The organism is Povalibacter sp., assembly GCF_036735925.1.
In the GTDB taxonomy this organism is placed as follows: Bacteria; Pseudomonadota; Gammaproteobacteria; order Steroidobacterales; family Steroidobacteraceae; genus Steroidobacter.
Map to the genome: position 1 here is coordinate 48822 of NZ_DAINNK010000005.1, position 24353 is coordinate 73174.

19 protein-coding genes and 3 riboswitches are annotated in these 24353 nt (G+C 65.6%); of the genes, 11 read left to right on the top strand and 8 right to left on the bottom strand.

From position 1 onward, the window contains the following. Nucleotides 1-68: 68 nt before the first annotated feature. The gene (locus tag V7D81_RS03125) at nucleotides 69-989 is read right to left on the bottom strand and encodes a LysR family transcriptional regulator (protein ID WP_324314412.1); all 921 of its coding nucleotides are present in this window, start codon (nucleotides 987-989) and stop codon (nucleotides 69-71) included. 149 nt (nucleotides 990-1138) lie between these two features. Next, nucleotides 1139-3127, bottom strand: a complete 1989-nt coding sequence (locus V7D81_RS03130) for an energy transducer TonB (RefSeq protein WP_324314414.1) — start codon at nucleotides 3125-3127, stop codon at nucleotides 1139-1141. A gap of 137 nt (nucleotides 3128-3264) precedes the next feature. Between V7D81_RS03130 and V7D81_RS03135 the strand changes: the two genes are divergently transcribed. From V7D81_RS03135 to V7D81_RS03175, 9 genes are all read left to right on the top strand, one after another. Continuing rightward, complete coding sequence (locus tag V7D81_RS03135; protein WP_324314416.1) at nucleotides 3265-3537, top strand: hypothetical protein; 273 nt, start codon at nucleotides 3265-3267, stop codon at nucleotides 3535-3537. Between the two features lie 10 nt (nucleotides 3538-3547). Further along, entirely contained in the window at nucleotides 3548-5632 is a 2085-nt protein-coding gene (locus V7D81_RS03140) for a S9 family peptidase (RefSeq protein ID WP_324314418.1), read from the top strand. A gap of 14 nt (nucleotides 5633-5646) precedes the next feature. Next, on the top strand, nucleotides 5647-6081 hold the full coding sequence (locus V7D81_RS03145) for a response regulator (RefSeq protein ID WP_324314419.1): 435 nt from the start codon (nucleotides 5647-5649) through the stop codon (nucleotides 6079-6081). A 313-nt stretch (nucleotides 6082-6394) separates the two neighbouring features. Then, nucleotides 6395-8710, top strand: a complete 2316-nt coding sequence (locus V7D81_RS03150; RefSeq protein WP_324314420.1) for an HD domain-containing phosphohydrolase — start codon at nucleotides 6395-6397, stop codon at nucleotides 8708-8710. A 45-nt stretch (nucleotides 8711-8755) separates the two neighbouring features. After that, nucleotides 8756-9007, top strand: a complete 252-nt coding sequence (locus tag V7D81_RS03155; RefSeq protein WP_324314421.1) for a type II toxin-antitoxin system CcdA family antitoxin — start codon at nucleotides 8756-8758, stop codon at nucleotides 9005-9007. Continuing rightward, the gene (locus V7D81_RS03160; protein ID WP_324314423.1) at nucleotides 9007-9327 is read left to right on the top strand and encodes a CcdB family protein; all 321 of its coding nucleotides are present in this window, start codon (nucleotides 9007-9009) and stop codon (nucleotides 9325-9327) included. Before V7D81_RS03155 ends, V7D81_RS03160 begins: the two co-directional genes overlap by 1 nt. 174 nt (nucleotides 9328-9501) lie before the next feature. Next, nucleotides 9502-9592: riboswitch (cyclic di-GMP riboswitch) on the top strand. Between the two features lie 127 nt (nucleotides 9593-9719). Next, nucleotides 9720-11168: a putative Ig domain-containing protein gene (locus V7D81_RS03165; protein WP_324314424.1), complete on the top strand. Its 1449-nt coding sequence runs from the start codon at nucleotides 9720-9722 to the stop codon at nucleotides 11166-11168. Between the two features lie 190 nt (nucleotides 11169-11358). Further along, nucleotides 11359-11446: riboswitch (cyclic di-GMP riboswitch) on the top strand. A 154-nt stretch (nucleotides 11447-11600) separates the two neighbouring features. Further along, a riboswitch (cyclic di-GMP riboswitch) is annotated at nucleotides 11601-11685 on the top strand. Nucleotides 11686-11871: 186 nt separating this feature from the next. After that, entirely contained in the window at nucleotides 11872-13707 is a 1836-nt protein-coding gene (locus tag V7D81_RS03170) for a putative Ig domain-containing protein (protein WP_324314425.1), read from the top strand. A gap of 166 nt (nucleotides 13708-13873) precedes the next feature. Further along, nucleotides 13874-15160, top strand: a complete 1287-nt coding sequence (locus V7D81_RS03175; RefSeq protein ID WP_324314426.1) for an NTP/NDP exchange transporter — start codon at nucleotides 13874-13876, stop codon at nucleotides 15158-15160. Nucleotides 15161-15267: 107 nt separating this feature from the next. On the opposite strand, the gene V7D81_RS03180 is transcribed toward V7D81_RS03175, so the two are convergent. Genes V7D81_RS03180 through V7D81_RS03195 form a run of 4 tightly spaced genes read right to left on the bottom strand, consistent with a single transcriptional unit; the run spans nucleotide 15268 to nucleotide 20425 of the window. Next, nucleotides 15268-17172 carry a TonB family protein gene (locus V7D81_RS03180; protein WP_324314427.1) on the bottom strand — a complete coding sequence of 635 codons (1905 nt, stop codon included), beginning with the start codon at nucleotides 17170-17172 and terminating at the stop codon, nucleotides 15268-15270. Nucleotides 17173-17232: 60 nt separating this feature from the next. Beyond that, on the bottom strand, nucleotides 17233-17682 hold the full coding sequence (locus V7D81_RS03185; protein ID WP_324314428.1) for a chemotaxis protein CheX: 450 nt from the start codon (nucleotides 17680-17682) through the stop codon (nucleotides 17233-17235). Next, nucleotides 17672-18088 (bottom strand): response regulator transcription factor, encoded by a 417-nt coding sequence (locus V7D81_RS03190; RefSeq protein ID WP_324314429.1) that lies wholly within the window; start codon nucleotides 18086-18088, stop codon nucleotides 17672-17674. Before V7D81_RS03190 ends, V7D81_RS03185 begins: the two co-directional genes overlap by 11 nt. 42 nt (nucleotides 18089-18130) lie before the next feature. After that, nucleotides 18131-20425, bottom strand: coding sequence for an ATP-binding protein (locus V7D81_RS03195; protein WP_324314430.1), 2295 nt, complete (start codon nucleotides 20423-20425; stop codon nucleotides 18131-18133). Nucleotides 20426-20931: 506 nt separating this feature from the next. Here V7D81_RS03195 and V7D81_RS03200 point away from each other — a divergent pair. After that, nucleotides 20932-21417, top strand: a complete 486-nt coding sequence (locus V7D81_RS03200; protein ID WP_324314431.1) for a hypothetical protein — start codon at nucleotides 20932-20934, stop codon at nucleotides 21415-21417. A gap of 79 nt (nucleotides 21418-21496) precedes the next feature. Continuing rightward, nucleotides 21497-22465, top strand: coding sequence for an endonuclease/exonuclease/phosphatase family protein (locus tag V7D81_RS03205; protein ID WP_324314433.1), 969 nt, complete (start codon nucleotides 21497-21499; stop codon nucleotides 22463-22465). 6 nt (nucleotides 22466-22471) lie between these two features. Here V7D81_RS03205 and V7D81_RS03210 read toward each other — a convergent pair whose 3' ends face one another. Together V7D81_RS03210 and V7D81_RS03215 are read right to left on the bottom strand one after the other, a co-directional pair. Beyond that, nucleotides 22472-23305 carry an NYN domain-containing protein gene (locus tag V7D81_RS03210; RefSeq protein WP_324314434.1) on the bottom strand — a complete coding sequence of 278 codons (834 nt, stop codon included), beginning with the start codon at nucleotides 23303-23305 and terminating at the stop codon, nucleotides 22472-22474. Between the two features lie 5 nt (nucleotides 23306-23310). Then, entirely contained in the window at nucleotides 23311-24291 is a 981-nt protein-coding gene (locus V7D81_RS03215) for a magnesium transporter CorA family protein (RefSeq protein WP_324314435.1), read from the bottom strand. Nucleotides 24292-24353: the final 62 nt, after the last annotated feature.

A 24353-nucleotide genomic window follows, 5' to 3' on the forward strand; every position in this document is an offset into this window, starting at 1 on the left:
GCCGGCTTCAGCCGGCCTCTCTAAGGAGTCAGGCTAAAGCCTGACCTACAGGAAGAAAGTAAGAGGGGTCAATCCAGTGGGCAGCCTTTCTCCCACGCCGGCTCCGGTCCGAACGTCTCGGCGAGGAAATCCACGAACGCGCGCACCTTCGGCGACAGATTGCGACGCTCCGGATACACGGCATAGATCGCGAGATCGACCGGACGGAACTTGCACAGCAAGGGCACGAGTTCGCCGGAGCGCAGCTGATCGCCGAGATAGAACGACGGCAGCATCACGATGCCGGCGCCCGCCAGACACGCGGCGCGATTCACCAGGCCATTGTTGGTCTGCAGCGGTCCCTTGAGCGGCACGACGTGGGTTTCGCCCTGTTCGTCGACCAGCCGCCATTCGCGCGCGTGACTCAGGAACGAGTACAGGATGATCTTGTGTTCGAGCAGATCCTCGGGCCGCTCCGGCGTGCCGTGCTTCGCGAGATACGCGGGCGAGGCGCACAGCACCTGCCGGCAGGGCACGATCTTGCGCGCGACCAGGCTCGAGTCGCGCAGGTGGGCAATGCGGATCGCGACGTCGAAGCCTTCTTCGACCAGATCGACCTGGCGATCGTCGAGGTTGAGTTCGAGGTTGACGCCCGGATGGCGATCGAGGAACGCCTGCAGCTTCGCACCGAGTTGCAGGATGCTGAACGACATGGGCGCCGACACGCGCAGCGTGCCGCGCGGCTCGATCTGGAAGCGCGCGAGTTCCGATTCGGCATCGGCGATTTCTTCGAGCGCGCGCACGCTGCGGCGATACAGCTCCGATCCCGCCTCCGTGAGACTCAGCCGCCGCGTGGTGCGATTGAGCAGCCGCACGCCGAGCTTTTCTTCGAGCCGCGTGACCGCCTTGCTGACCACGGGCTGCGACATGTCGAGCGCCTCGGCCGCCGCCGTGAAACTCGACAGCTCGACGACCTTGACGAAGATGGCGATGTCGGTGAGGGATTGCATGGGGAGGCAGGCTACAGGCTACAGGCGACAGGCGACAGCCAGGAGGGCCGTGGCTTTTTCTGGCTGTCGCCTGTTGCCTGTAGCCCGCCCAAAGAAAAAGGCCCACCCGCTTCCGCAGGTGAGCCTCTTCGATACAGCGATTCCGCCGCTTACTGCTGCTGTTCGAACCTCAGCCGCACCATCGCGCGCTGGGGCACTTTCTGGCCGTTGCGTTCGACGGGTTCGAAGCGCCACTGGCGGATCGCGCGGGTCGCGGCGTCGTCGAAGATTTCAGCCGGGCTCGAATTGCGGACCTCGACGTCTTCCACGCGGCCTTCGGTGGTCACAGTGAACGCCATTTCCACCCAGCCTTCGACGCCGCGCTTGCGGGCCGATTCCGGGTACACGGGGTTGACCGTGCGGGTGCGCTTGAGTGAGGCCGCCGAGACGACGGCGGTCTGCGCCGCCGACTGTTCGCGGGCCGCGGACAGCTCGGCTTCGGCCTGGGAGATCGCGGGTCCGTTGTAGCGGGCGCCGACGTCGCGGGCGCCGGCGAGCAACTGCGCCGAACGATCGTAGGCCTTGGCGGCCATCGCCTGCTTGCTCGAATTGAGCAGGCGGGTCGAGAGCGCGCGCGACAGTTCTTCCACTTCCGGACGGTCCGGCGTCTGGGCGATGAGCTGGTTGAGCGAATCGCGGGCGCTGGCGCCGGCCGGATCGATCAGCTTGCCTTCGTTCATGCGCTGACGGACTTCGGCAACGAGACCGTCGGTGTTCGGACCGGCCGGCGTCGTGCCCGGACGCCGCGCGGCGGCGGCACCTGCCGTCGTCGCAGCGGCCGCCGTGGCAGCCGGACGGTTCGCTTCGGTGATGGAGCGCTGCACCTGCGCCAGCGCCGCATCGGCGGAACCGAGCTGACGCGCGCCGTTGACGTACGCCTGGGCTTCGTCGAGCCGGCCCGCGGCCAGCGACTTGCGCGCTTCTTCGGTGAGCAGCGAGCTCAGCTCGCGCATGCCCTGCACGACGGTCGGATCGGTCGGGTCGAGCCTGCGCGCTTCGAGCAGCGCATCGCGCGCATTGCTGCTGGCGGGCGAAATGAGCCGGCCGTTGGCCATGCGGTCGTTGGCCTGTGCCACCAGGGTGCTGACGCGATTGCCCACGTCGCGGGCCTGCGTCAGTTTCAGACGCTCGCGCTCGCGGGCGATCTGGGTGTCGAGGAACGCCAGGCGCGGATGGGTCGGATCGATGGAGCGGGCCTGCTCGATCGTGCGCACCGCGTCTTCGAGCTTTTCAGCCGTCAGCGCCTGTTCGGCGCGGCCGAGGATCCGGTCGACGACGGAACGCACGCCGTCCTTCGCGGCCTGGCTCTGCGGATCGAGCGCCAGCGCGCTGCGGTAGTAGTCGAGTGCGCTTTCGCCCGCGGGTTCGAGGAACCTGCCCTGGTCGAAGGCTTCCTTGGCGAGGGCGAGTTCGGCCTGCACCGGATCCTGTTTCGTGGGAATGCTCGGCGTGGCGGACGGCGCCGCGACCTGGGTTTCGACCGGCGGTGCTTCCTTGCCGGTGAACTGCTTGACGCCGAACCAGATGGCGCCGATCAGGATCAGCAGGCCTGCGGCGAGCGCGCCGTAGGTCATCACATAGTTCTTGCTGCCGCCTTCGCCCGAGGCGCCGGACGACTGACGGCTGGAGGCCGCGCTCAGGTCGGCGTGCTGCGTGATCGCCGCTTCGAGGGCGAGACGGGTCTGGCCGTGCGACAGCGGCGTGAGCAGGAATCGGAAAATACGGCCGGCGGCCGTGAGCTGCATGAGCGAGGCGCTGTCTTCGCGCTTGCCGGCGACGACGACGACGAGTTCGGGGAAGTGCTGGGTGAGCTGGGCCACCAGCGCCGCCACGTCCGAGGTGCTGGCGGTGTCGACGACCAGGACGCCCGGCTTCAGGCTCGGCAGCCGGTCGGCGACCTGATCGAGATCGGGCGCGTGCGTGGCAGAGCTGCCGCGCGGCGCGGCCTTGCGGACCGTTTCCACCAGGGCCGCATCGCGGCTCAGGACCAGGATGGGCGTGTGATGGGCGTCGGATTCGCCAAGAATCCGCGCGCTCTGGGTGTCGTCGATTTCCAGGTTCACTTCCTCGCCGGGACGATTGTGCTGAGCATTCGCCATGGACCCACTCCTCGGGGTTTTCATGCTGGTTCGCTAATACTTACTTATGCAAAGTCGACCGACTGAGACCTGCATCTGGCTTTTCCGGGAAGGTCGCGTGAACTGCCCCCCAGAAATCGCATGGTCCGCCTGTCTTCGTGTTCGAGTTCCTGCGGCGTCGCAGCGCCGACGGGATGCTAGCCCACTGGCGGCGCCATCGCTGTTCCAAGCTGGAAATGATGCGTTATCGACGTGGCGGCGTTCCTCCGAACGCATCACTTTTTTGCAGCGGCTGGATCTCGCTTCACATGCAGCAATTGAGGGAGATGACGATTTACCCGCCCCGCAGCGACGGCTATAAATCGGCGCAAACACCCGCCGCGGACTGCCGCGACGGGACATTCACGGAAGCCGTCCGCCGGCAATCCTGAGGGGACCGACGTGCCGCTACCGCCCAGCCGACCTCCGCGACCCGCGCAGCGCAGTCATCGGGTCGAATCGCCGCACGGCTCGCGCGACGATCCGTACTACTGGTTACGCGACGACACCCGCACGGACCCGGACGTTCTCGCGCATCTGCGGGCGGAGAACGAGTACACCGCGGCGATGCTCGCGCCGGTGCAGCCGCTGATCGATTCGCTGTATGCCGAGATCGTCGCCCGGCTCAAGCAGGACGACAGCTCGGTGCCGTCGCGTTATCGCGGCTACTGGTACTGGAGTCATTTCGAGACCGGCCGGCAATACCCGATCTACCTGCGCCGTCGCGACGGTGCGCCGGAAGCCGAGGCCGTCGTGCTGCTCGACTGCAACGCGATGGCGCAGGGTCATGCGTTCTTCCAGCTCGCCAACTACGAGGTCAGCCCCGACAACCGCTTGCTGGCATTCGCGGTCGATACGGTCGGCCGGCGCCAGTTCCAGCTGCGCATCAAGGATCTGGCGACGGGCGACCTGCTGCCCGACGTCATCGAGAACGCCGAGGCCGATCTCGCCTGGGCCGACGACAACCGCACGCTGCTGTATGTCGAGAAAGACCCGGTGACCTTGCTCGGCCGGCGCGTGCGCCGTCATGAACTCGGTTCGACGGCGCCCGATGCGCTGGTCTACGAAGAGCCGGACGAGAGCTTCGGCATCGCGCTGGAACGCAGCAAGTCGGAGCGCTACCTGTTCATCGGCTCGGAGAGCACGACGTCGTCCGAATGGCGTTACGCACGGACCGATGATCCCGCGTTCGCGTTCACGGTGTTCGCGCCGCGCGCCGAGGACCACGAATACCAGCTCGATCATCTCGACGACCGCTTCCTGGTCCGCACCAACCATCAGGCGCAGAACTTCCGCGTCGTGTCCGTGCCGGTCGCCGACCGGCCGGCGCAGCAGCAGCCGCAGCACTGGCGCGATGTGATCGCGCACGATCTGCAGATCTTCGTGCAGGACTTCGAAGTGTTCCGCGACTTCCTCGCCGTCAGCGAGCGCTCGGGCGGCCTGAGCAAGATCCGCGTGCAGCGCTGGGGCCAGGCGGCGGAACTGCTGGCGGCGGACGATCCCGCTTACACCATGCACCTCGGCTCGAATCCGGAAATGGATTCGACGCGGCTGCGCTACGTCTACACCTCGCTCACGACGCCGGCGACGACGTACGACATCGACATTCACAGCGGCGAGCGCACGCTGCTGAAACGCGAACCGGTGCTGGGCGATTTCGATCCGGCGCGTTACGCCAGCGAATTCCTCTGGGCGACGGCGCGCGACGGCGAGCGCGTGCCGGTGTCCATCGTGTATCGCAGGGACACGCCGCGCGACGGGTCGGCGCCGCTGTTCCTGTACGCCTACGGGTCGTACGGGCTCAGCATGGATCCGGCTTTCAGTTCGGCGCGCCTGTCGCTGCTGGATCGCGGTTTCATCTATGCGATCGCCCACATCCGCGGCGGCCAGGAACTCGGACGGCGCTGGTACGAGGCCGGCCGCCTGCTGGCGAAATGGAACACGTTCAACGACTTCATCGATGTCACCGACTTCCTGATCGCGCAGCGTTATGCGACGGCCGGAAACATCTACGCTTCCGGCGGCAGCGCCGGCGGGCTGCTCATGGGCGCCGTCATCAACACGGCGCCGGAAAAATACGGCGGTGTGGTGGCGAACGTGCCGTTCGTCGACATCGTCACCACCATGCTCGACGAATCGATTCCGCTGACCACGCTCGAATACGACGAATGGGGCGATCCCAACGAGCCGGAGTTCTATCGCTACATGCTTTCCTATTCGCCCTACGACAACGTGCGCGCGCAGGCGTATCCGCCGCTGCTGGTCACGACCGGCCTGTGGGACAGCCAGGTGCAGTACTACGAACCGGCGAAATGGGTGGCGCGGCTGCGTGATCGCAAGACCGACGCGAATCCCACCCTGCTGCATACCAACCTGGAAGCCGGGCACGGCGGCCAGTCGGGTCGCTTCGAGCGACTGCGCGAAGTGGCGCGGGAGTATGGTTTCGTGATCGCGCTGGCGGGCGGCGGGCTCGCGCTGCGCGCCTGATTCTGGGGATGTCCATGACGAATACCGGCTACGTTCTCCTCGCCGACGACAACCCCACCGACGCCGAACTGACGACGCACGCGCTCGCAGTCAGCGGCGTCAGCCGCAACGTCGTCTGGGTCCAGGACGGCCAGGCCGCGCTCGACTACCTGATGTGCAAGGGCGCCTATGCCCAGCGTCCCCCGGGCCTGCCGCGCCTGATGCTGCTTGACCTGCACATGCCCAAGATCGACGGCCTGGACGTGCTGACCCGCATCAAGAACGACCCGCAGCTGCGCCCCATCCCGGTGGTCATCATGTCCTCGTCGGATCAGGAGTCCGACATGCTGCGCAGCTACGAATGCCTGGCCAACAGCTACATCGTCAAACCCGTGGATTTCAGGCAATTCACCGAGCAGGTGTCGATCCTCGGGCAGTACTGGATGAGGGTGAACCGGGCGATGGGGTAGGGGCCGGCGGAGCCGGCGGGCTACAGGCTACAGGCCACAGGCCAGAAGCAGCACGCACCCTTCTGGTCTGGCCTGTCGCCTGTCGCCTGTCGCCCGTCGCCCGTCGCCTGTCGCCTGTCGCCGTCCTCCTCTGTGCTCCACTTCTCCCTTCCGGCATCCCGCCTGCCCGTCGGTCTTCCAATCAACGACTTAGTCGGCATACTTCGCTCCTGACATAACTACTATCGGCTGGCAGGCGGGCCTTCGGGCCGGCCATCGACCACCACGGTTCGTGCACCGCGTCCACCGGCGGATGGGGCAGGAGTTTTCGATCATGGGTGTGATTCTGGTTGCGTACGAGCGCGAGTCCGAACAGCTGGCGCTGGAGAAGCTGCTGACGCCGCGCGGTCACCGCGTCGTGCGTGCCGCCAACGGGCTGGAAGCGCTGGACGCCGCGCGCCGCGAGCCGCCGCAGGCGGTGGTGTCCGACATCGTGCTGCCGCGCATGGACGGCTTCGCGCTGTGCCGCAAATGGAAACAGGACGAGCGGCTGCAGTCGATTCCGTTCCTGTTCTACACGCGCCGTCACGACAATCCGAAGTACGAAAGCTTCGCGCTCGAACTGGGCGCCGAACGTTTTCTCGCCCGCACCGAACAGCCCGACGCGCTGGTGAAGGCCATCGACGAACTCGTCGCGGCTGCGCCGGCGCCCGCGGCGAAGCCTTCGCCGACCGTCAAGCTGCCCGCGCTGGATGCGGGCACTGTGCAGCGTTCCGAAGCGCTGGAACGGGCGCAACAGGCGCTGGCGCTTGCGACCGAACGCGCGCAGCAGGCGCAGGCGCGGCTGCGCAACCAGATCGGCGAACTGGAAACGACCAACCAGCGGCTGGCGGCGGGCGAGGCGCGTTTCCGTCGCATCTTCGAGGCGAATCCGCTGCCGATGTGGATCGCCGATCAGGCCACCGGTGGCTTCATCGCCGTCAACGACACGGCGCTGAGCGTCTACGGTTACACGCGCGCCGAATTCCTCGCGCTCAAGAGTGCCGCGCTGAGCGATGGGTCTTCGCCGCCGGCGGGCGAGGGCATCGTCACGCATCTGCGCAAGGACGGCTCGAAGCTGCACGTCACGCTCGCCACGCGCCCGATCGAGTTCGACGGCCGTGCTGCGGACGTCGTCAGCGTCTGCGATCTCACCGAGCGCGTCGCCGCCGAGCGCACGCAACGCGAAGCCGTGGCTGCGAGCCGTTCGGTCGTCGATGCGCTGACCGACGGCTACTGGATTCTCGATGCCGACAACCGCATCGTCGAAGTCAACGACGCGTACTGCGCCATGTCGGGTCACGCGCGCGAGGAAATCGTGGGCACACCCGCTGCGGAGATCGAAGCACAGGCACAGGATTCCGCCCCGACGGCGGGCCGCTACGAGGCGCGGCACAAGCGCCGCGACGGGTCGTTCATGCAGGTCGAAGTCAGCGCCGGACGCTTCGAGGGCAGCCGCGGCGAGACGCTGCTGGTCATCCGCGACATCTCGCAGCGCCATCAGGCGGCGCAGGTGCAGCGTCAGGAACAGCAGCAGCAGGAATTCCTCATCGACCTGTTCCGCCAGGCCGAGAGCTTCGATGAGTCGGCGATCATCCGCCGCGTGGTCGAACAGGCCGCGGCCATGACGGGCAGTCCGCTCGCGTACTTCTTCTTCGTGCAGCCCGCCGAGAAGACGCTCGCACTCGCGGCGTGGCGCGATCACGAGAAATCGCAGACCACGATGGCCAATGCCGAACCGAGGCCGCTGGCGCGCATGAGCGTGTTCACCGAATGCGTGCGCGCCTGCCATGCGACCTCCAGCAACGATCTCACCTGGAAGCCGCAGGCCGACGGCCTGCCGGATCTGCAGCGCTACGTTGCCGTGCCGATGGTCGACAACGGCCAGGCCGTGGCGGTGCTGGGCGTGGCGAATCGCGATGCCGGTTACGGCGAGCAGGACCAGAAGGCGCTTGCGGCACTGAGCGATGGCGTCTCGCGCATGCTGCACGCCAAGCGCGCGCACGCGCAGACGCTCGGGTCGCTGCAGCGGACGGATGTCGCGCTGCAGGGAATGATCGATGCGCTGCTCGCCATGAGCGAGCGGCACGATCCCGCGACCGCCGGCTCGGCTCGCCGCGTCGCCGCGCTCGCCGTGGCGCTCGGCCGCGAAGCCGGACTCGATGGCGAACGCCAGCACGCGCTGCGCATCGCCGCACTGCTGCACGACGTCGGCAACGTCGCCGTGCCGGCTTCCATCCTGTCGCGCCCCGGCAAACTCACCGAGGCCGAGACGGCATTGATGCGCACGCACGTCGAGGAAGGCTGCAAGCTGCTGGCGAACATCGACTTCGGCGCGCCGGTGGCCGAAATCATTTTCGAACACCACGAACGTCTCGACGGCAGCGGCTATCCGCGCGGCCTGAAGGGCGAGGAAATCCTGCTCGAAGCGCGCATCCTCGCCATCGCCGACACGGTCGAAGCGATGTCATCGCCGCGACCGTATCGCGCAGCGCTCGGCATCGATGCGGCCATCGACGAAATCAACCGCGGCGCCGGCGTCGCCTACGACCTGCATCTCGCCACGGCCTGCACGCGCCTGGTGCGCCAGCACGGCTTCCGCTTCGACTGACTGACTGGTTGTCGGCACCCATGAATGCGCATAGCATGCGCATTCATGAAATCGACCTACGATGTCACGGCACGCAAGCGCCCGGTCAATCTGACGCTGAACGAAGACCTGGTCGACCAGGCGAAGAAGATCACCAGCAACCTCTCCGGTGTCGTTGAATCCCTGCTTGCAGACTATCTGGCGCAGGAAGCCCAGCGCCGGGCGGCCGACGCGGCACTGGCAAGGGCCACGGTCGCGACCTGGAATCGCTTCGCCGAGCGACAGGGCTCGTTCGCCGACGAATACTCGACGCTCTGATGGCGCAATTCGATGTTCATCGAAACCTCGGAAACCAGCGCGACAGCATCCCGTTCGTCGTCGTGGTCCAGTCTTCGCTCTACGACGACTATGGGCGCCGGATCGTCGTTCCGCTGGTGAAAACCGCGCTGCTCGGCAAAGTCGCGAGCCGTCGTTTCAATCCGGAGTTCAGGATCAAGAACCTCTCCGTCACCCTGCATCCGCTGGAAATCGCTTCGGTGCCGGTCGGCAAGCTGGGCGAACGAATCGGCTCGCTGGCCGACGAGGCCGACCGGATCATTGGTGCACTGGACGAATTGCTCACGCGCGTCGGCGGATAGTGCGGATCGCCGCCGGGTCCCGCGTGTGACCTGCGTCAGCGGACGCACCTTCCCTCATCCTTCGCCTCCCCCGCGTCGCTAGTTTCCGCCCGACCACCGATCGCCTGCATCGCCCGCGCGTCGATGCGGGGCCGTCCGATATGTCATGTGCGCCTGCGGCCGCACACTGTGACGGTCGAACAAGGGCATAACCGTCGAAAGACGGCGACGCAAAGCCTCCGGTCCCAACGGCTCCAGACGAGTCGCGGATAGCGGGGTTGCCGTCGGGAATCATCGTCCCGGCGTGACGCTGCCGCTGCGCCTTCGCGCAATCGCAATGACTCCTTGTCAGACACGGCTTCCGTGCGTTCGCGCGCCGGAACGACATGGTCCTGCATGGAGATTCGATTGCAATGACTGGTCTGCACGCGTTCTTTCGTCGCGCTCTCGTCGTCGCCGTACTCGCGGCCGGTGGCGTCTCCGCTGCCTGGGCGGCCAATACCCAGCGTCCCGTGATTTCCGGAACGCCGCCGACCTCGGTCAAGGTCGGCCAGTCCTATGCGTTCACGCCGACGGCTTCCGATCCGGACGGCAACACCGTCACCTTCGGCATCCGCAACCAGCCCTCGTGGGCGAGCTTCAATCGCAAGACCGGCAGGCTCAGCGGCACGCCGAACAGGACCGGCACCTTCGCGAACATCAACATCTACGCCTGGGACGGCAAGTACGGCACCGACCTGCCGCGCTTCACCATCACGGTGACGGCCGCCAACCGCAGCCCCACGCTCTCGGGCACGCCGCCGACCACCGCCACCGTCGGGACGAACTACAGCTTCCGGCCGACCGCCAGCGATCCCGACGGCGACGCGCTCGGTTTCAGCATCAGCAACAAGCCTGCCTGGGCGAGCTTCAGCGCCTCGAACGGTGCGCTCACCGGCAGGCCGACCGCCGCAGGAAAGCATTCGAACATCGTCATCCGGGTCAGCGACGGCAAGGTGACGACGTCGTTGCCGGCCTTTGCGATCACGGTGAACGCCGCCGCCGTCAACCGCGCGCCGACGATCAGCGGCACGCCGACGACGAGCGTGAACGTGGGCAGCGCCTACAGCTTCCGTCCGACGGCCGCCGATGCCGACGGCGACGCGCTCGGTTTCAGCATCAGCAACAAGCCGGCCTGGGCGAGTTTCAGCACCTCGACCGGTGCGCTCACGGGCACGCCGACGGCGGCGGCAACGCATTCGGACATCGTCATCCGGGTCAGCGACGGCAAGGTGACGACGTCGCTGCCGGCCTTTGCAATCACGGTGAACGCCGCCGCCGTCAACCGCGCGCCGACGATCAGCGGCACGCCGACGACGAGCGTGAACGTGGGCAGCGCCTACAGCTTCCGTCCGACGGCCGCCGATGCCGACGGCGATACGCTCACCTTCAGCATCAGCAACAAGCCGGCCTGGGCCGCCTTCAGCACCTCGAACGGCCAGCTTTCCGGCACGCCATCGGCGAGCGATGCGGGCAGCTACGCGAACATCGTCATCAGTGTCGGCGACGGCAAGGCATCGACTGCATTGCCTGCGTTCTCGATCGCCGTGAATCAGGCAGCGACCAAAAGCGCGACGCTGTCGTGGGCGGCGCCGACCCAGAACACCGATGGCACGACGCTCACGAATCTCGCCGGCTTCCGCATCTATTACGGCACGTCCGCGAGCGCGCTGAACCAGACGATCCAGGTGGCCAATCCGAGCGTGTCGACCTACGTGCTCGATGGACTGACGCCGACGACGTACTACTTCGCGGTGCGTGCGTACACGAGTGCAGGAACGGAGAGCGCGAATTCGAACGTCGCGAGCAAGACGCTGCAGTGATGCGCGGAAAATTGCCGTCGTGTTACGAAGCGCGAACCCGACGGATGCAGTGCGATGCGCGAGTGCGCACGCATTGCATAAGCGAGCGCCTTATGTTTTCTGACGTTCTTATGTGAAGCTCGAAATCACTTGAGCTGTCTGTAGCCAACGACAATTGCAAAGGTGTTTTTACTGGGGTCTACTCGACCACGCTTCACAAGGGCAAACCCGCTGCAAGGCGGGGACGCAAAGCCTCCGGTCCGGTGAGCGCAAGGGCGCAGGATAGCGGGGTTGCCGGCCAGAGGACTGTTCGTTCCTCCGTCGTCATACCCGAACGCTTCCCTTCCTTGATGCCACTCGCTGCAGGTTTGCTCCGGTGAACCGATCGTCGCGATGCGTGCCATGTCAGGCGCGAATCGCAACGCTCGTGAAATAACGGCGAAAAAGTTCAGGAGTTGAAAAGGGCAAACCCGTCGAAAGGCGGGGACGCAAAGCCTCCGGTCCGACGCGCACTGCGCGGGATAGCGGGGTTGCCAGCAAAGAATCTGCGACTGCATCGGATGCCGATGGATTTGCAGATTCGGGCCGTCGATCCGTGACGCACCAGCGTCAGCGCACACATCGACGTCAGCGTCATTGCCTTGGCCGATCGTCCGCAACGTTCGCGATTCGCTGTCGCGACGTGCTGAAGCAGGTGCAAGCAATGAAAACGAGTTTCGGGAGCATGATGATTCGACGGCTGGTCAGGGCGAGCATCGTTCTGTGCGCGGTTGCGACGCTCGCAGCCTGCGGCGGCGAAGGCGACGACGCCGTGGCCGCTGCTCCGCCGACGTCGCCCACGTCGCCGACCACGCCGACGCCTCCTCCCACGGCGAACCATGCGCCCGAGATCACCGGCACGCCGGCGGCTGCGATCGAAGCCGGGCAGGACTACTCGTTCACGCCGACGGCGAGCGACGCCGACAACGACTTCCTCGAGTTCTCGGTGACCAACAAGCCGACGTGGGCGACCTTCAGCGTCGACACCGGCGCATTGACCGGTTCGCCGCAGGATGCAGACGTCGGCGAAACCCAGGACATCACCATCACGGTGACTGACGGACGCGATCAGCGCTCCATCGGTCCGTTCCGTATCGTCATCCGTTCGCGCAGCGCCCCGCCGCCGGCCGCCAACAATGCGCCGACGATCAGCGGTACGCCCACGGCTTCAGTCGATGTCGGAGCCGCCTACAGCTTCCAGCCGAGCGCCGCGGACGCCGACGGCGACGCGCTGCGGTTCTCGATCTCGAACCGTCCCTCGTGGGCGAGCTTCAGCACCTCCTCGGGCACGCTGAGCGGCACGCCCGCGGCGGCCAACGTCGGCAACTTCTCCAACATCGTGATCAGCGTGAGCGACGGCGTCGCGACCACGGCGCTGCCCGCGTTCGCGATCAGCGTGAAAGGACCGGACAACAGCGCGCCTGCGATCGGCGGCACGCCGATGACCTCGGTGCAGGCGGGCCAGGCCTACTCGTTCCAGCCGACGGCCACCGATGCCAACGGCGATGCGCTGACCTGGAGCATCCAGAACAAGCCGTCGTGGGCGAGCTTCAGCGCGTCCACCGGCCGCCTGACCGGCACGCCGGCGGCGTCCAACGTCGGTTCGTTCGCCAACATCATCATCAGCGTCAGCGACGGCAAGGTCTCGACCGCGCTGACGGCGTTCACGATCACCGTGCAGGCGGCCGCCAATCGCGCGCCGACGATCAGCGGTACGCCGGGCACGAGTGCGACGGTCGGCACGGCCTATTCGTTCACGCCGACGGCAGCCGATGCCGACGCCAGCGACACGCTCGGCTTCAGCATCCAGAACAAGCCGACCTGGGCGAACTTCACCGCGTCGACCGGCCGGCTGAGCGGCACGCCGACGGCGGCCGGTACGTTCGGCAACATCATCATCAGCGTCAGCGATGGCAAGGCGTCGGCCTCGCTCGCGGCGTTCACCATCACGGTGAGCGGCGGCAGCACCACCCCGCCGCCCGGCAATGCCGCGCCGACCCTTTCCGGCACGCCGGCGACTTCCGTGACCGTGGGCGCCAGCTACAGCTTCCAGCCGACGGCGAATGATCCGGAAGGCGCGACGCTCGCGTTCAGCATCAGCAACAAGCCGGGCTGGGCGACGTTCAGCACGACCACCGGCCGACTCTCGGGCACGCCGAGCGCGACCGGCACGACCTCGAACATCGTCATCGGGGTCAGCGACGGCACCCATTCCGTGTCGCTGCCTGCCTTCAGCATCGCCGTGAATGCGGCACCGGCCACGGGCAGTGCGACGCTGTCGTGGGTCGCACCGACCCAGAACACCGATGGCACCGCGCTGACCAATCTCGCCGGCTATCGCATCGTCTATGGCACGAGTTCCTCGGCGCTCAACCAGACGATCACGATTTCGAACCCGAGCGTGACGAGCTACGTGGTCGACGGTCTGGCCTCGGGCACCTGGTACTTCGCCGTGAAGGCCTACACGGGGTCGGGTGGCGAGAGCTCGCAATCGAACGTCGCCAGCAAGACGATTCCTTAGAAGTTCGACGGGAGCCCGGTGCAGCCGGGCTCCCGCATCGGCCGCTCGTCGCAGCCCGCCACCGCTGACCGCATCGTAACTGCGACGGTCGGCATCCTCCGTTTAGAATCCCCGCGCCGCGCCTGCCATGGTGCGCGATCGATCCATGAGACGGCGAGGGCATTCGATGACCACGACTTCTTCAGGTTCCCTGCTCGGCAATCTGCTGGGACGGCTGGCACCCGTGGAGCCTCGCGAAGTGCGCGCCGTCGTGGCGGCATTCGGTCTGTTCTTCTTCATGTGGGCCGGCTACTTCGCCGTGCGTCCGTTGCGCGAGACGATCGGCACCCTCATCGGCCGCGACCAGGTGGCCGACCTGTGGATGGTGACCTGGGCCGCCTCGCTGCTGATCATCCCGCTGTACGGGATCATTGTGGCCCGCGTCCGGCGCAGCGTGTTTCTTCCCGCCATGTACGGCGTCGTCGCCGTCGTGCTCGGCCTGATCGGCGTGGCCCTGCAGGGCGATCAGATCAATCCGGCGGTCGGCAAGTTCTTCTACGTCTTCATCAGCGTGGTCAACCTGTTCCTGCTGTCGATCTTCTGGAGCTTCCTGCTCGAGCTGTTCGACAGCGGTCAGAGCAAGCGGCTGTTCGGCGTGATCGCTGCCGGCGGCAGCGCCGGTGCGCTCGTCGGGCCGCTGGTGTCCGACTTCAGCGTCGCCTCGATTGGCAACAACGGCCTGCTGTTTCTCGGCGCGGCGCTGTTCGTCGCCGCCATCGTCTGCCAGCGCCTGCTGCTCAACATCTGGCGCGACCGCACCGAGTCGGTGGAGGAGGATCGTCCGCTCGGCGGCAACATGTTCGCGGGCGTGACGCTGATCCTGAAGTCGCCCTACATCCTCGGCATCGCCTGTTTCGTGGTGTTCATCTCGGCCGTGAATACGCTGCTGTACTTCGAGCAGCTGCGCCTGGTGGAAGTGAACTATCCGGAGATCACCGATCGCACGCGCATCTTCGCGCGCTTCGACTGGATCGTGCAGACGCTGACGGTGCTGTCGCAGATCTTCCTCACCGGCCGCATCGCGCAGCGCTTCGGCGTGATCGCGTTGGTGACGGTCGTGCCGCTCATCATGGTCGGCGGCTTCGTGGCGCTGGCCGCGACTGGAACGCTCGGCGTGCTCGCCGTGGTCTTCATCCTGCGCCGGGCGATGGAATACGCCTTCGTGCGCCCGGGCCGCGAAATGCTCTGGAGCCCGCTCGACAAGGAAACCAAGTACAAGGCCAAGAGCACCGTCGACGTGCCTGTGTATCGCGGCGCCGATGCGCTGTCGGCCCAGCTCAACAAGGGACTGGAAGGCATGGGCTGGGGACCGGCGGCACTGGCCCTGCTGGGCGCAGGCGTCGCGGCGCTGTGGGCGCTGCTGGGCTACTGGCTGGGGCGACGCTTCGACAGGGGCGTCGCGAAGACGGGATAGATCTTCTCTGCCTGTGGGGCCGGCTTCAGCCGGCCGCGACTGCATCCAGCAGCACAGGCCGGCTGAAGCCGGCCCCACAGGAACAGGAAGAAGCCGCGAGGCGGCTCCTACTTCAGCGCGAACCGCACCCGCAGGATCGCGCGCTGTTCCACGGTCTTGCCGTTGCGCGTCACCGGCTCGAAGCGCCACTTCGCCAGCGCATCGAGCGCTGACTTGTCGAAGACGCCGGCTGGCTGCGATTCGCGCACGATCGGGCTGCGGGTCGTGCCGTCGGTGGCAATGACGAATTCGATGTCGACCCAGCCTTCGATGCCGCGGCGCTCGGCATCGTTGGGATAAGCAGCCGCCACTTCGCGCGTACGCGGCAGCTCGCGAGCCTGGACGACGCGGTTCGCAGCATCGCGTTCTTCCTGGGCCGCTGCGATCTGGTCGCGCAGCGTGCGCGCATTCGTCATGCGCGGTACCAGCGTCTCTGCCCTGTTCGTGAGCAGGCCGGCGCGTTCGAGATCGCCCTGCGCCAGCGCCGTGCGGGCGTGATCCAGCAGGGTGAATGCGAGTCGCTGTTGTTCCGTCCGAACCGCTGCTGCGTCGGGCGACTGTTCCGCCAGTGTCTGCAAGCGCTCGAAGGCATTGTCGCCGGCCGGTTCGATGAGGCGCCCGTTCTCGCGCAGCTTGATGATCGGCGCCAGTTGCTCGTCGATGACGGCACGCGTCGCGGCCGTCGTCAGTGCATTCAGTTCCTGTTCGACCTGCGGCAGGTCCGGCAGCGCGAGTTCGAATTCGCGATCGAGTGCGGCGGCGGCTGCGAACTGCGTGCGCGCCTGCGCCATGTCCTCATTCGCCATGGCTTGCCGCGTTTGCGCGAGCAGGCGCGAGCCGACGTCGGTCGCCAGAATGCGATTCACCGTGTCGTCTTCGCCCAGATCGCGCGCGGCGCGCAGATGGAACACGGCGCTGTCGTCTTCCGGCTCCAGCAATTGACCCGCCGCGATACGGCTGCGCGCCAGCTGCGTGTTGGGCGCGGCAGGCGCCGTCGGCGCACTGACGGCAGGTGCTTTCGCCGGCGCCTGCCGGACCGAGCGCGACAGTGCCAGCAGTTGCGCATTCAGCGTCGGGAGTTCCGGATGATCGGGCTGGGCCTTCTGCAGCGTCGTGAAAGCGCGCGCGGCGGCCGCGGCATCGCCTGCCTGCAACGCCTGCGTGACCTGTGTTTCGAGCGCATCGAGCACGTCCTGGACCCCGGCGAGTGCTGCGGCATTCGCCGGCTCGACCGTCAGCACCGCGCGATAGCGTTCGAGCGCATTGTCGCCCGACGGCGCCGACAGCTTGCCCGCGGAGAACGCGGCCTGTGCCGCCGCGAGCGTCGGCGTCGTGTCGAGCGCGGGTGTCGCCACTGGCTGAGTTGCCACGGACGCAGGGGTGGGCAGGGTCTCGACCGCGGGCTCGCGTCGCGACAGAAAAATGACTGCGCCGACGATGAGCAGCAGAGCGCCTGCGCCGGCGCCGATCAGCGGCACGCGATGGGCCGGCTTCGTGAGTTCCCGGACGCTCGCGAGCGCCGGCGATACGTTCTGGGCCAGTTCGTGATAGCGGCGCGTGGCCGTGGCGAGGAACAGATTCGCGCGCGCCGGCGACACGGGCTTGTGCAGGAAGCGATAGACACTGCCCCTGCTGATGAGCCCTGCGACACGACCTTCCTCGTCGCGACGACCGGTCGCAAGAAGGACGAGTTCGGGAAACTGGCTTTGCAGCTTTTCGAGTGCGGCGGCGGCTTCACCGCGCAGCACCTGCATGTCTGCGATCAGGATGCCGCAATGGCCGCCGACCAGCAGTTCGACGGCGGCGTCGATGGAGGGGGCGTGCCAGAGGGTGTGATCAGCGCCGGCAGCCTGCTGCAGCGTCGCGATCAGCGCCTCGTCGGTGCTGATCACGATGACGTCTACGGAATCGCCGGTCAGGGTGCCGGCAACGTGAAGGGCGCCAGGATTTGCGTCCGGTTGCCGGCGTTGCATTGCATCGTTGCATCGGGGTTGCAGCGGGCGGCGCGTACGAATCGCCGCTGGCTGGCCCGATTACTCCAGGCAGACGACCAGCTGGGCAGAGTGACTGCGCCAGTTGATCGGAATCACGAAGGAACGCGTGTTGTCCGGGGTGACGACTTTTTCCGGTTCGCCGGCGACGACCGTCGGCACGGAAATCATGAAGTCCTTGCCGAAATCGCGGCGCGCGTTGCCGGAGATCGTGTTGGCGACTTCACCCACGAGATCGCACATGTTTTCCTGGGTCAGTTCGGTTTCGCCCATGCGCATCAGCATGACGGTGAGCATGGGACGCGAGGCGGTGAAATAGACGATGCCGCGACGTTTGCCGGCGATGCTGATGAGGCCGGTGAATTCCTGCACGGTCGGACGTCCTTCCTGGACGATGTACGGCGAGCCTACCGACGCCGGCTGGTTCGCAGCCGTGGCGAAGTAGTTCGTCGTTCCTTCGACGAAGGTCTCGAGTTCGACTTTAGTCATCATTGCCGGCGCCCCTCAGCAGCTCTTCGAGCGCCTCAGTCAACTGTCGGTCGGTGAAGGGTTTGCACAGGAAGCCGTTCGCGCCCTTCTTCAACGCTTCGATCGCGGTGGCCTTGTCGGACAGTGCGGAAATGACCAGGATCAGCACGTCGGGCTTGATCTTGACCAGGTTTTCGACGCACTCGATGCCGTCCATTTCGGGCATCGTGATGTCCATCGTCACGACATCCGCGGGTTCCTTGCGGAAGGCCTCGACGGCCAGCTTGCCGTTCGCCGCGGTAGCGATGACCTGCAGACGGTCGATCTTCAGTTCACGCTCGATTTTGCGACGGATTATGTTCGAATCGTCGCAGATCATGAGCTTGAGCTTACCGTTCGTCAACGGTTCAGCCTTTGCATTCGCCGCCATTGAATGACCTCTTGATGTCCTTGTTCGGTTTGTAAGAGACGCTTATGCGGCTGCGCGCGCCGAGGCCGGCAGCCAGATCTTGAACTTCGAGAAGCGTCCGCCCGCCGAGGCGAGACCGACGCGACCGCCGAGTTCGGCGACGAGGATGCGCACCAGATCCATGCCGGCGCCGCGGCCCGCATCGGTCGTGACGCGATCGGCCGTGGAGAAGCCCGGGCGGAAGATCAGCGCCATGGTCTGACGCGGATCGAGCATCGCCGCCTGCGCCGGCGTGATGAGGCCGCGTTCCACCGCGACCTCCTTGATGCGATCGAGCTGCAGGCCGCGACCGTCATCCTGCACGACGAGTTCGAAACCTTCGTTGCCGCGCTGCGTGAATTCGACGCCGAGGAAACCCGTTGCCGATTTCTGCGCCTTGGCGCGATCTTCCGGCGACTCGATGCCGTGTACCACGGCATTGCGCACGAGCTGGATCGTGATGTCCTTGACCGCACGACGATAAGCCTCGGGGACTTCGGCGAGGCCGGTGCACTTCACCGTGACCTGCTTGGAATGCGACGAGGCGACTTTCGCGGCGAGATCTTCCAGCGTGCGTTCGAGACCGCCGGCGCCTTCGGCTTCGGCCTGCGGCTGCTGCGACAGCGCCTGCATCTGCATGGTCTGGTCGTGCTTGCCGGCCAGCCATTGATCGACCTTCGCGGCTTCGACCGTGCCGCCCGCGGCGCGACGCGACGCGATGGCGTGGTGCAGGTCAACGAGTCGGCCGAGCATTTCGCGAACCTGCGCGAGGTGGTTGAACAGATCGTCGAGCTTCACGACCAGCGGCAGGAAGTCGCTGCCCGACAGCGTCGGCCGACCCTTCAGATCGCTGAGCGATTCTTCGAAGGCATGCGCGCGCTGTTCGACGGTCTTGAGGCCGAGCGCCGCGGCTTCGCCCTTGACCGCGTGGACCTGGCGGTAGATGCCGTCGATCTTGGCGCGGAACGCCGACTCTTCGCGCGCCGGTTCCTTGAGGATCGAGTTCACCATCTTCAGCGACACATCGGCGTCGGTGAGGAAGCCGGTGAGGCTGTCCGGTTCGACGTGCAGGATGCGCAGCAGCAGATCGAGCTGGGCCTGTGCCTTTTCCTGCGACTCCTGCAGTTCGCGCGACAGCATCACGCGCTTGGTCACGTCGTTCACCGTCACCAGCAGGTGGGACAGCGAGCCTTCGGATTTCACGCGGTTGAAATCGAATTCGAGGTAGTGCGTGTCGAAGCCGCCGGCCGGATTGTCGAAGTGCACTTCGACTTCGTTCAGCGGATTGATGGTCTTGACCAGCTTTTCGTTGACGCGCTCGCCCCACAGCAGCGCGACGTAGTCCATCGCGGTCTTGAGCGTCTTTTCCGGCACGATGTCCTTGAGCAGATTGTCGAAGGACAGGTTGGTGAAGTCTTCGCGGCGGAAGATTGTGTTCAGCGCCATCGAACGTTCGCTGCCCAGCTTCAGGTCCTTGTCGAGCAGGAACAGACCTTCGTTCACCGTGCGCAGAATGTCCGCGGTTTCCTTGCGGGCGCGCAGGGACACCATTTCTTCCTTGCGCAGGTTGCGCGCGAAGTAGAAGAACAGCATGCCGAGCAGTGCGAGGGCACCGACCAGACCGACGATCTGGATGATGCGCAGTACGCTCGCTTTGCCGTTGCTTTCGGTTTCGACCTGCTGCGCGAGTTCATTGGCCACGCGCGTGAGCGGAGCCTGCGATGCGGCGGCATACGTGTTGAGTTCTTCCAGCGCGCTGCTCAGGCGACGGCCGCGCGGGCTGAGCTGCACGCCGGGTTCCTTCTCGACGACCGGCGCAGGCGCGGCGTTCTTGCCGGCAGGTGTCGGGGCCGGCGCGGGCGCCGCTGCCTCAGCGGCATAGGGAGAACCGGAGAAGCGCAGCACCGGATCGAGCTTGGCCTTGTAGCCTTCCCACACCTTCTTGCCGTCGGCGACCAGCGTGCGCGCCTGCTCGGAGTCGAGCGCCGGCACGCTGAGGGTGGAGCCTGAACTGTCGGAGACCATGCCGCCGCCGAGTCCGATGATGGCGTGGTCGAACGAGGTGGCGGTGGTACGCAGGGCTTCGATGGCCTCGTCCACCTTCTCGCCGTTCGCGAGGCGCGCGCTGATCGCAGCGGCATTCGCCTGGATTTCCGCCGGCTGCGACTGCAGGCTGGACAGGAATTTCACACCCGCGACGTTGTCGGCGAAGCGGCCGGCCATGCCGTGGTTCAACGCCAGGATGGCGATGAACGCGATCAGGAAGCCGGTGATCGCGAAGACGATTCCCTTGTATCGGCCGAGATCTAGGATGCCCATTGACGATTCCCCTGTGACCTTGAGTTTCCGGCGTCGAGCGCAGCGTTACGCTGACATACGCCAAGAGCCTGCCGCACCCATGCAAACGGCCGTGAAATGCCGAACGCGAGGCCAGCGGCGGGCAAGCTGTGCGTGTATATGACAATAAGGCGAATCCCGACGCTCGAACCAGTTCCCGTTTTTGAAGATCGGGAAGTTGCGCCAGTTCAAAGTTTTCGGCCCGCTGTCGGTGCCAGACGACGCGAAAACCGTGGGCCGGCGGGCCACTCTGGACGTGACATCGCCGCGACATCGCTGTCGCCAGCCTGCGGCCGATGTCGAAATTGCGTTTTTCGGACCGGGACTTAGTGCGCCACCAGCGATGTCCTCTTTTGGCAACATGTGCTGATTTTTGTTGTGGCTGCAAGGAGTTACGCCCGGCGGGAGGTCGCGAAGCTGCTCGACAAGCGACCCGCGGCGCGTTCATGATCGGCCGGGGTTGGGGATTCCTCACCGTCGGGGCAGGCATGAATCACGAAATAGAATTCCGCTCCCACGTCGTCGCCAAACAGCGCGGAGCGCTGGAGAGGCTCGTTTTCTTCAATTCGTGCCAGGAACGCGTCGCCGCCGGGATTGCCGACGCGGTCGAAATGTTCGGTGCGCCCGAAATCGTGGCGGACGCGCCGGACCGGCTGCGTCTGTCGATCGCGCGCATGCCGGATGCGCAATGCCTGCTCGCCGTGGAGAAGGACACGGGCAAGCCGGTCGGCGTGACGGTCCATATCCGTCCCGACCTCGAACACATCACGGTCCTGCATCTGAGCATCGCGGCGGAATATGCCAGCGGCGGAATATTTGCCGATGAACATCTGCTGTTGCGCCTGCTGCGTGAAGTGCGCCAGTCGACGCGCCGCGTGAAGGGTGTCCGCCGGCTCGAGCTGTACTACGGCCGCAGCAGGGCACCGCGCTGGCGCGACGAAGGTGCGGTCTTCGCCTCGGAGCTGGCGAGCTAGAAACTGCCCTTCTGTCGCTGGCGACTGGCGGGTCGCCGAGCTATAAGCCGTTCCCTTCTCATCGAACGGCCCGTTCTTCGTGAATATCCCTCGGCCACGCCACCCGCGACCGTCCACGGCTGCGACGCAGCTCATCGCGCTGATCGTGGCCGGCGTGCTGCTCGCGTTCGGGCTGGGTCTGTTCGGCAGGCACTTCTGGGTGCTGGATCTGTTTGCGCATTTCCGCGTCCAGTACACGGTAGTACTTGTGGTCTGTGGCCTGGGCCTGTTCATGCTGCGGCATCTGCGCAGCGCCGCGTTCGTGCTGGCCGCTGCCGCGGCGATGGCGATCAGCATTCTCGGTTACACCGGCTGGCCCTCGCAGGAAGCGCAGGCCGCGACGGGCGGATTCCGCTTCGTCACGTTCAATCGCTACTTCCACAACGACGACTTCGCGAGCGCGGGCCAGTGGCTGCAGAAAGCCAGCGCCGATGTGATCGCCTTCCAGGAAATCGATTCGCCGCAGGACGTGCAGCAGCTCGCGGCCGTGCTGCCGCAATACCCGCACGTCTACGCCGATCTGAATGCCGAATCCGACGTGGCGATCTTCAGTCGCTGGCCGATCCGCAGCAGCGAGCGGATCGAACTGGTGCCGCAGGGTGCGCAGGTCGCGAAGACGGTGATCGACTGGAACGGTCAACCGATCACGCTCATCGGCGCGCATCTGCACTGGCCGATGGGCGCGCGCAACACGCGTCTGCGCAATGCGGAGCTGCGCGAACTGATCACGCTTGCGCGCGCGACCGAGGGGCCGCTGCTGATCGGCGGCGATTTCAACATCACGCCGTGGTCGCCGGTATTTCGCGAGGCGATGGCGGGGTCCGGTCTGACCGATTGCGCCCGCGGTCACGGATTCGTGCCGAGCTGGCCGTCGTGGTTCGCGCCGGCCGGCATCCGCATCGATCACTGTCTCGCCAGCGATCACTGGCGCGTGCTGGACTTATCCGCCGGTCCGTCGCTGGGATCGGATCATCTCGCGATGATCAATGACCTGGAACTGAAGCGCTGAGCGCGATCACTCGCTCAGACGCTTGATGATGTAGCCGCCGGACTTCTGATCCAGCTCCAGATCCAGCAGGCGATGTTTCTGCGCGTCCTCCAGCAGATCGCTGAAGGTGCGGAAGCCGAAGTAGGTTTCGTTGAAGCCGGGATTGCGGCGCTTCAGGGTCTGCTTGACCATCGAGCCCCAGATCTTCTCGTCCTGATCGCGTTCGCTGGCCAGCGCCTCGATGGTATCGAGCACCAGGTCGAAGGCTTCCTGGCGGCGATCCTCTTCGGTCTTTTCGGCCTTGGGCTGTTCCTTCGGCGCCGCTTCGGCGGTGGCCTGCTGCTTGGGCGAGGTCTTGCGCCGGGCGCGCTGCTGCTTCTTCTTTTCGTTCTGGCGCACGAGATCGTCGTAGTAGATGAACTCGTCGCAGTTCGCGATCAGCAGGTCCGACGTCGAACTCTTCACGCCGACGCCGATCACGGTCTTGTTGTTCTCGCGCAGCTTGCTCACCAGCGGCGAGAAGTCCGAGTCGCCGCTGATGATGACGAAGGTGTCGACGTGTTCCTTGGTGTAGCACAGGTCGAGTGCGTCGACGACCATGCGGATGTCGGCGGAGTTCTTGCCCGACATGCGTACGTGCGGAATCTCGATCAGTTCGAACGAGGCCTCGTGCATCGGCGCCTTGAATTCCTTATAGCGTTCCCAGTCGCAGTACGCCTTCTTCACCACGATGCTGCCCTTCAGCAGCAGCCGTTCGAGCACGCGATCGATATCGAACTTGGCGTACTTCGCATCGCGCACGCCGAGCGCGATGTTCTCGAAATCGCAGAAGAGGGCCATGCTGGTGATGGGATGGGACATGGTGCTTACAACCATCCTTTTCGTTTGAACAGCGCGTACGTGACTCCCATCGACGCAAGCATCAGGCCGAGGGAGAAAAAGAAATTGCTGTAGTCGCCGGGCAGGTTCGGCAGCAGATGGAAGTTCATGCCGTAGATGCTGGCGATCAGCGTCGGCGGCATGAACATCACCGCGGCGACCGAGAAGATCTTGATGATGTTGTTCTGTTCGACGTTGATCAGGCCGAGCGTCGCTTCGAGCAGGAACGACACCTTCGAGCCGAGGAAGCTCGCATGATCCGACAGCGACGTGACGTCGCGGCTGATCGAGCGGAAGCGGCCGCGCTGTTCCTGCGTCATTTCCAGCATGCCGGTCTGCTGCACGAACATCACGAGACGCCCGAGACTGACGAGACTTTCGCGCGCCTTCGAGTTCAGCTCGCCGTTGAAGCCGATGCGTTCGATCAGTCCGCGCAGATCGCTGCTTTTCGGCGTGCTGCCCTGGCCGTTGATGACGAATATCGTGCTGGAGACCTGGTCGAGATTGTTGCCGACGCGTTCCAGGATGTCGGCGATGCGTTCGATGAAGGCTTCGATGAGTCCGGCGAGGATGGCCACCGCGGACTGGCAGGAATTCGGATGCTTCTCCGCGTAGGCGATGAACTGCTGGAACGGCTTGGTATCGATGTAGCGGTTCGTGATCAGCCGGCCCTTGGCGAGGATGAACGTCACCGCGGCGATCTCGGGGCGTGCGGTGTCGAGCTTCGCGGCCACCGTGGCCGTCATGTACAGCGCGCCGTTGTCTTCGTAGAGACGATTGGAGGTCTCGATCTCCTTCATTTCTTCGCGGGTGGGCACGTCCACCGCGAGCAGCGATTCGACCGATTTTTCTTCTTCGATCGTCGGCTCGAGCAGATCGATCCAGACGACGTCCGCCGGAACGATCGCCTGGGCCGACGCGTCGAGGCTGGTCAATCCCTGCGGGCCGGAGGCGAAGACTTTCAGCATGAGGGCACGGACCTGGAAGCCGCAGACATGTCCGTCAGTCTACGCGCGGCGCGCGCTTCCCG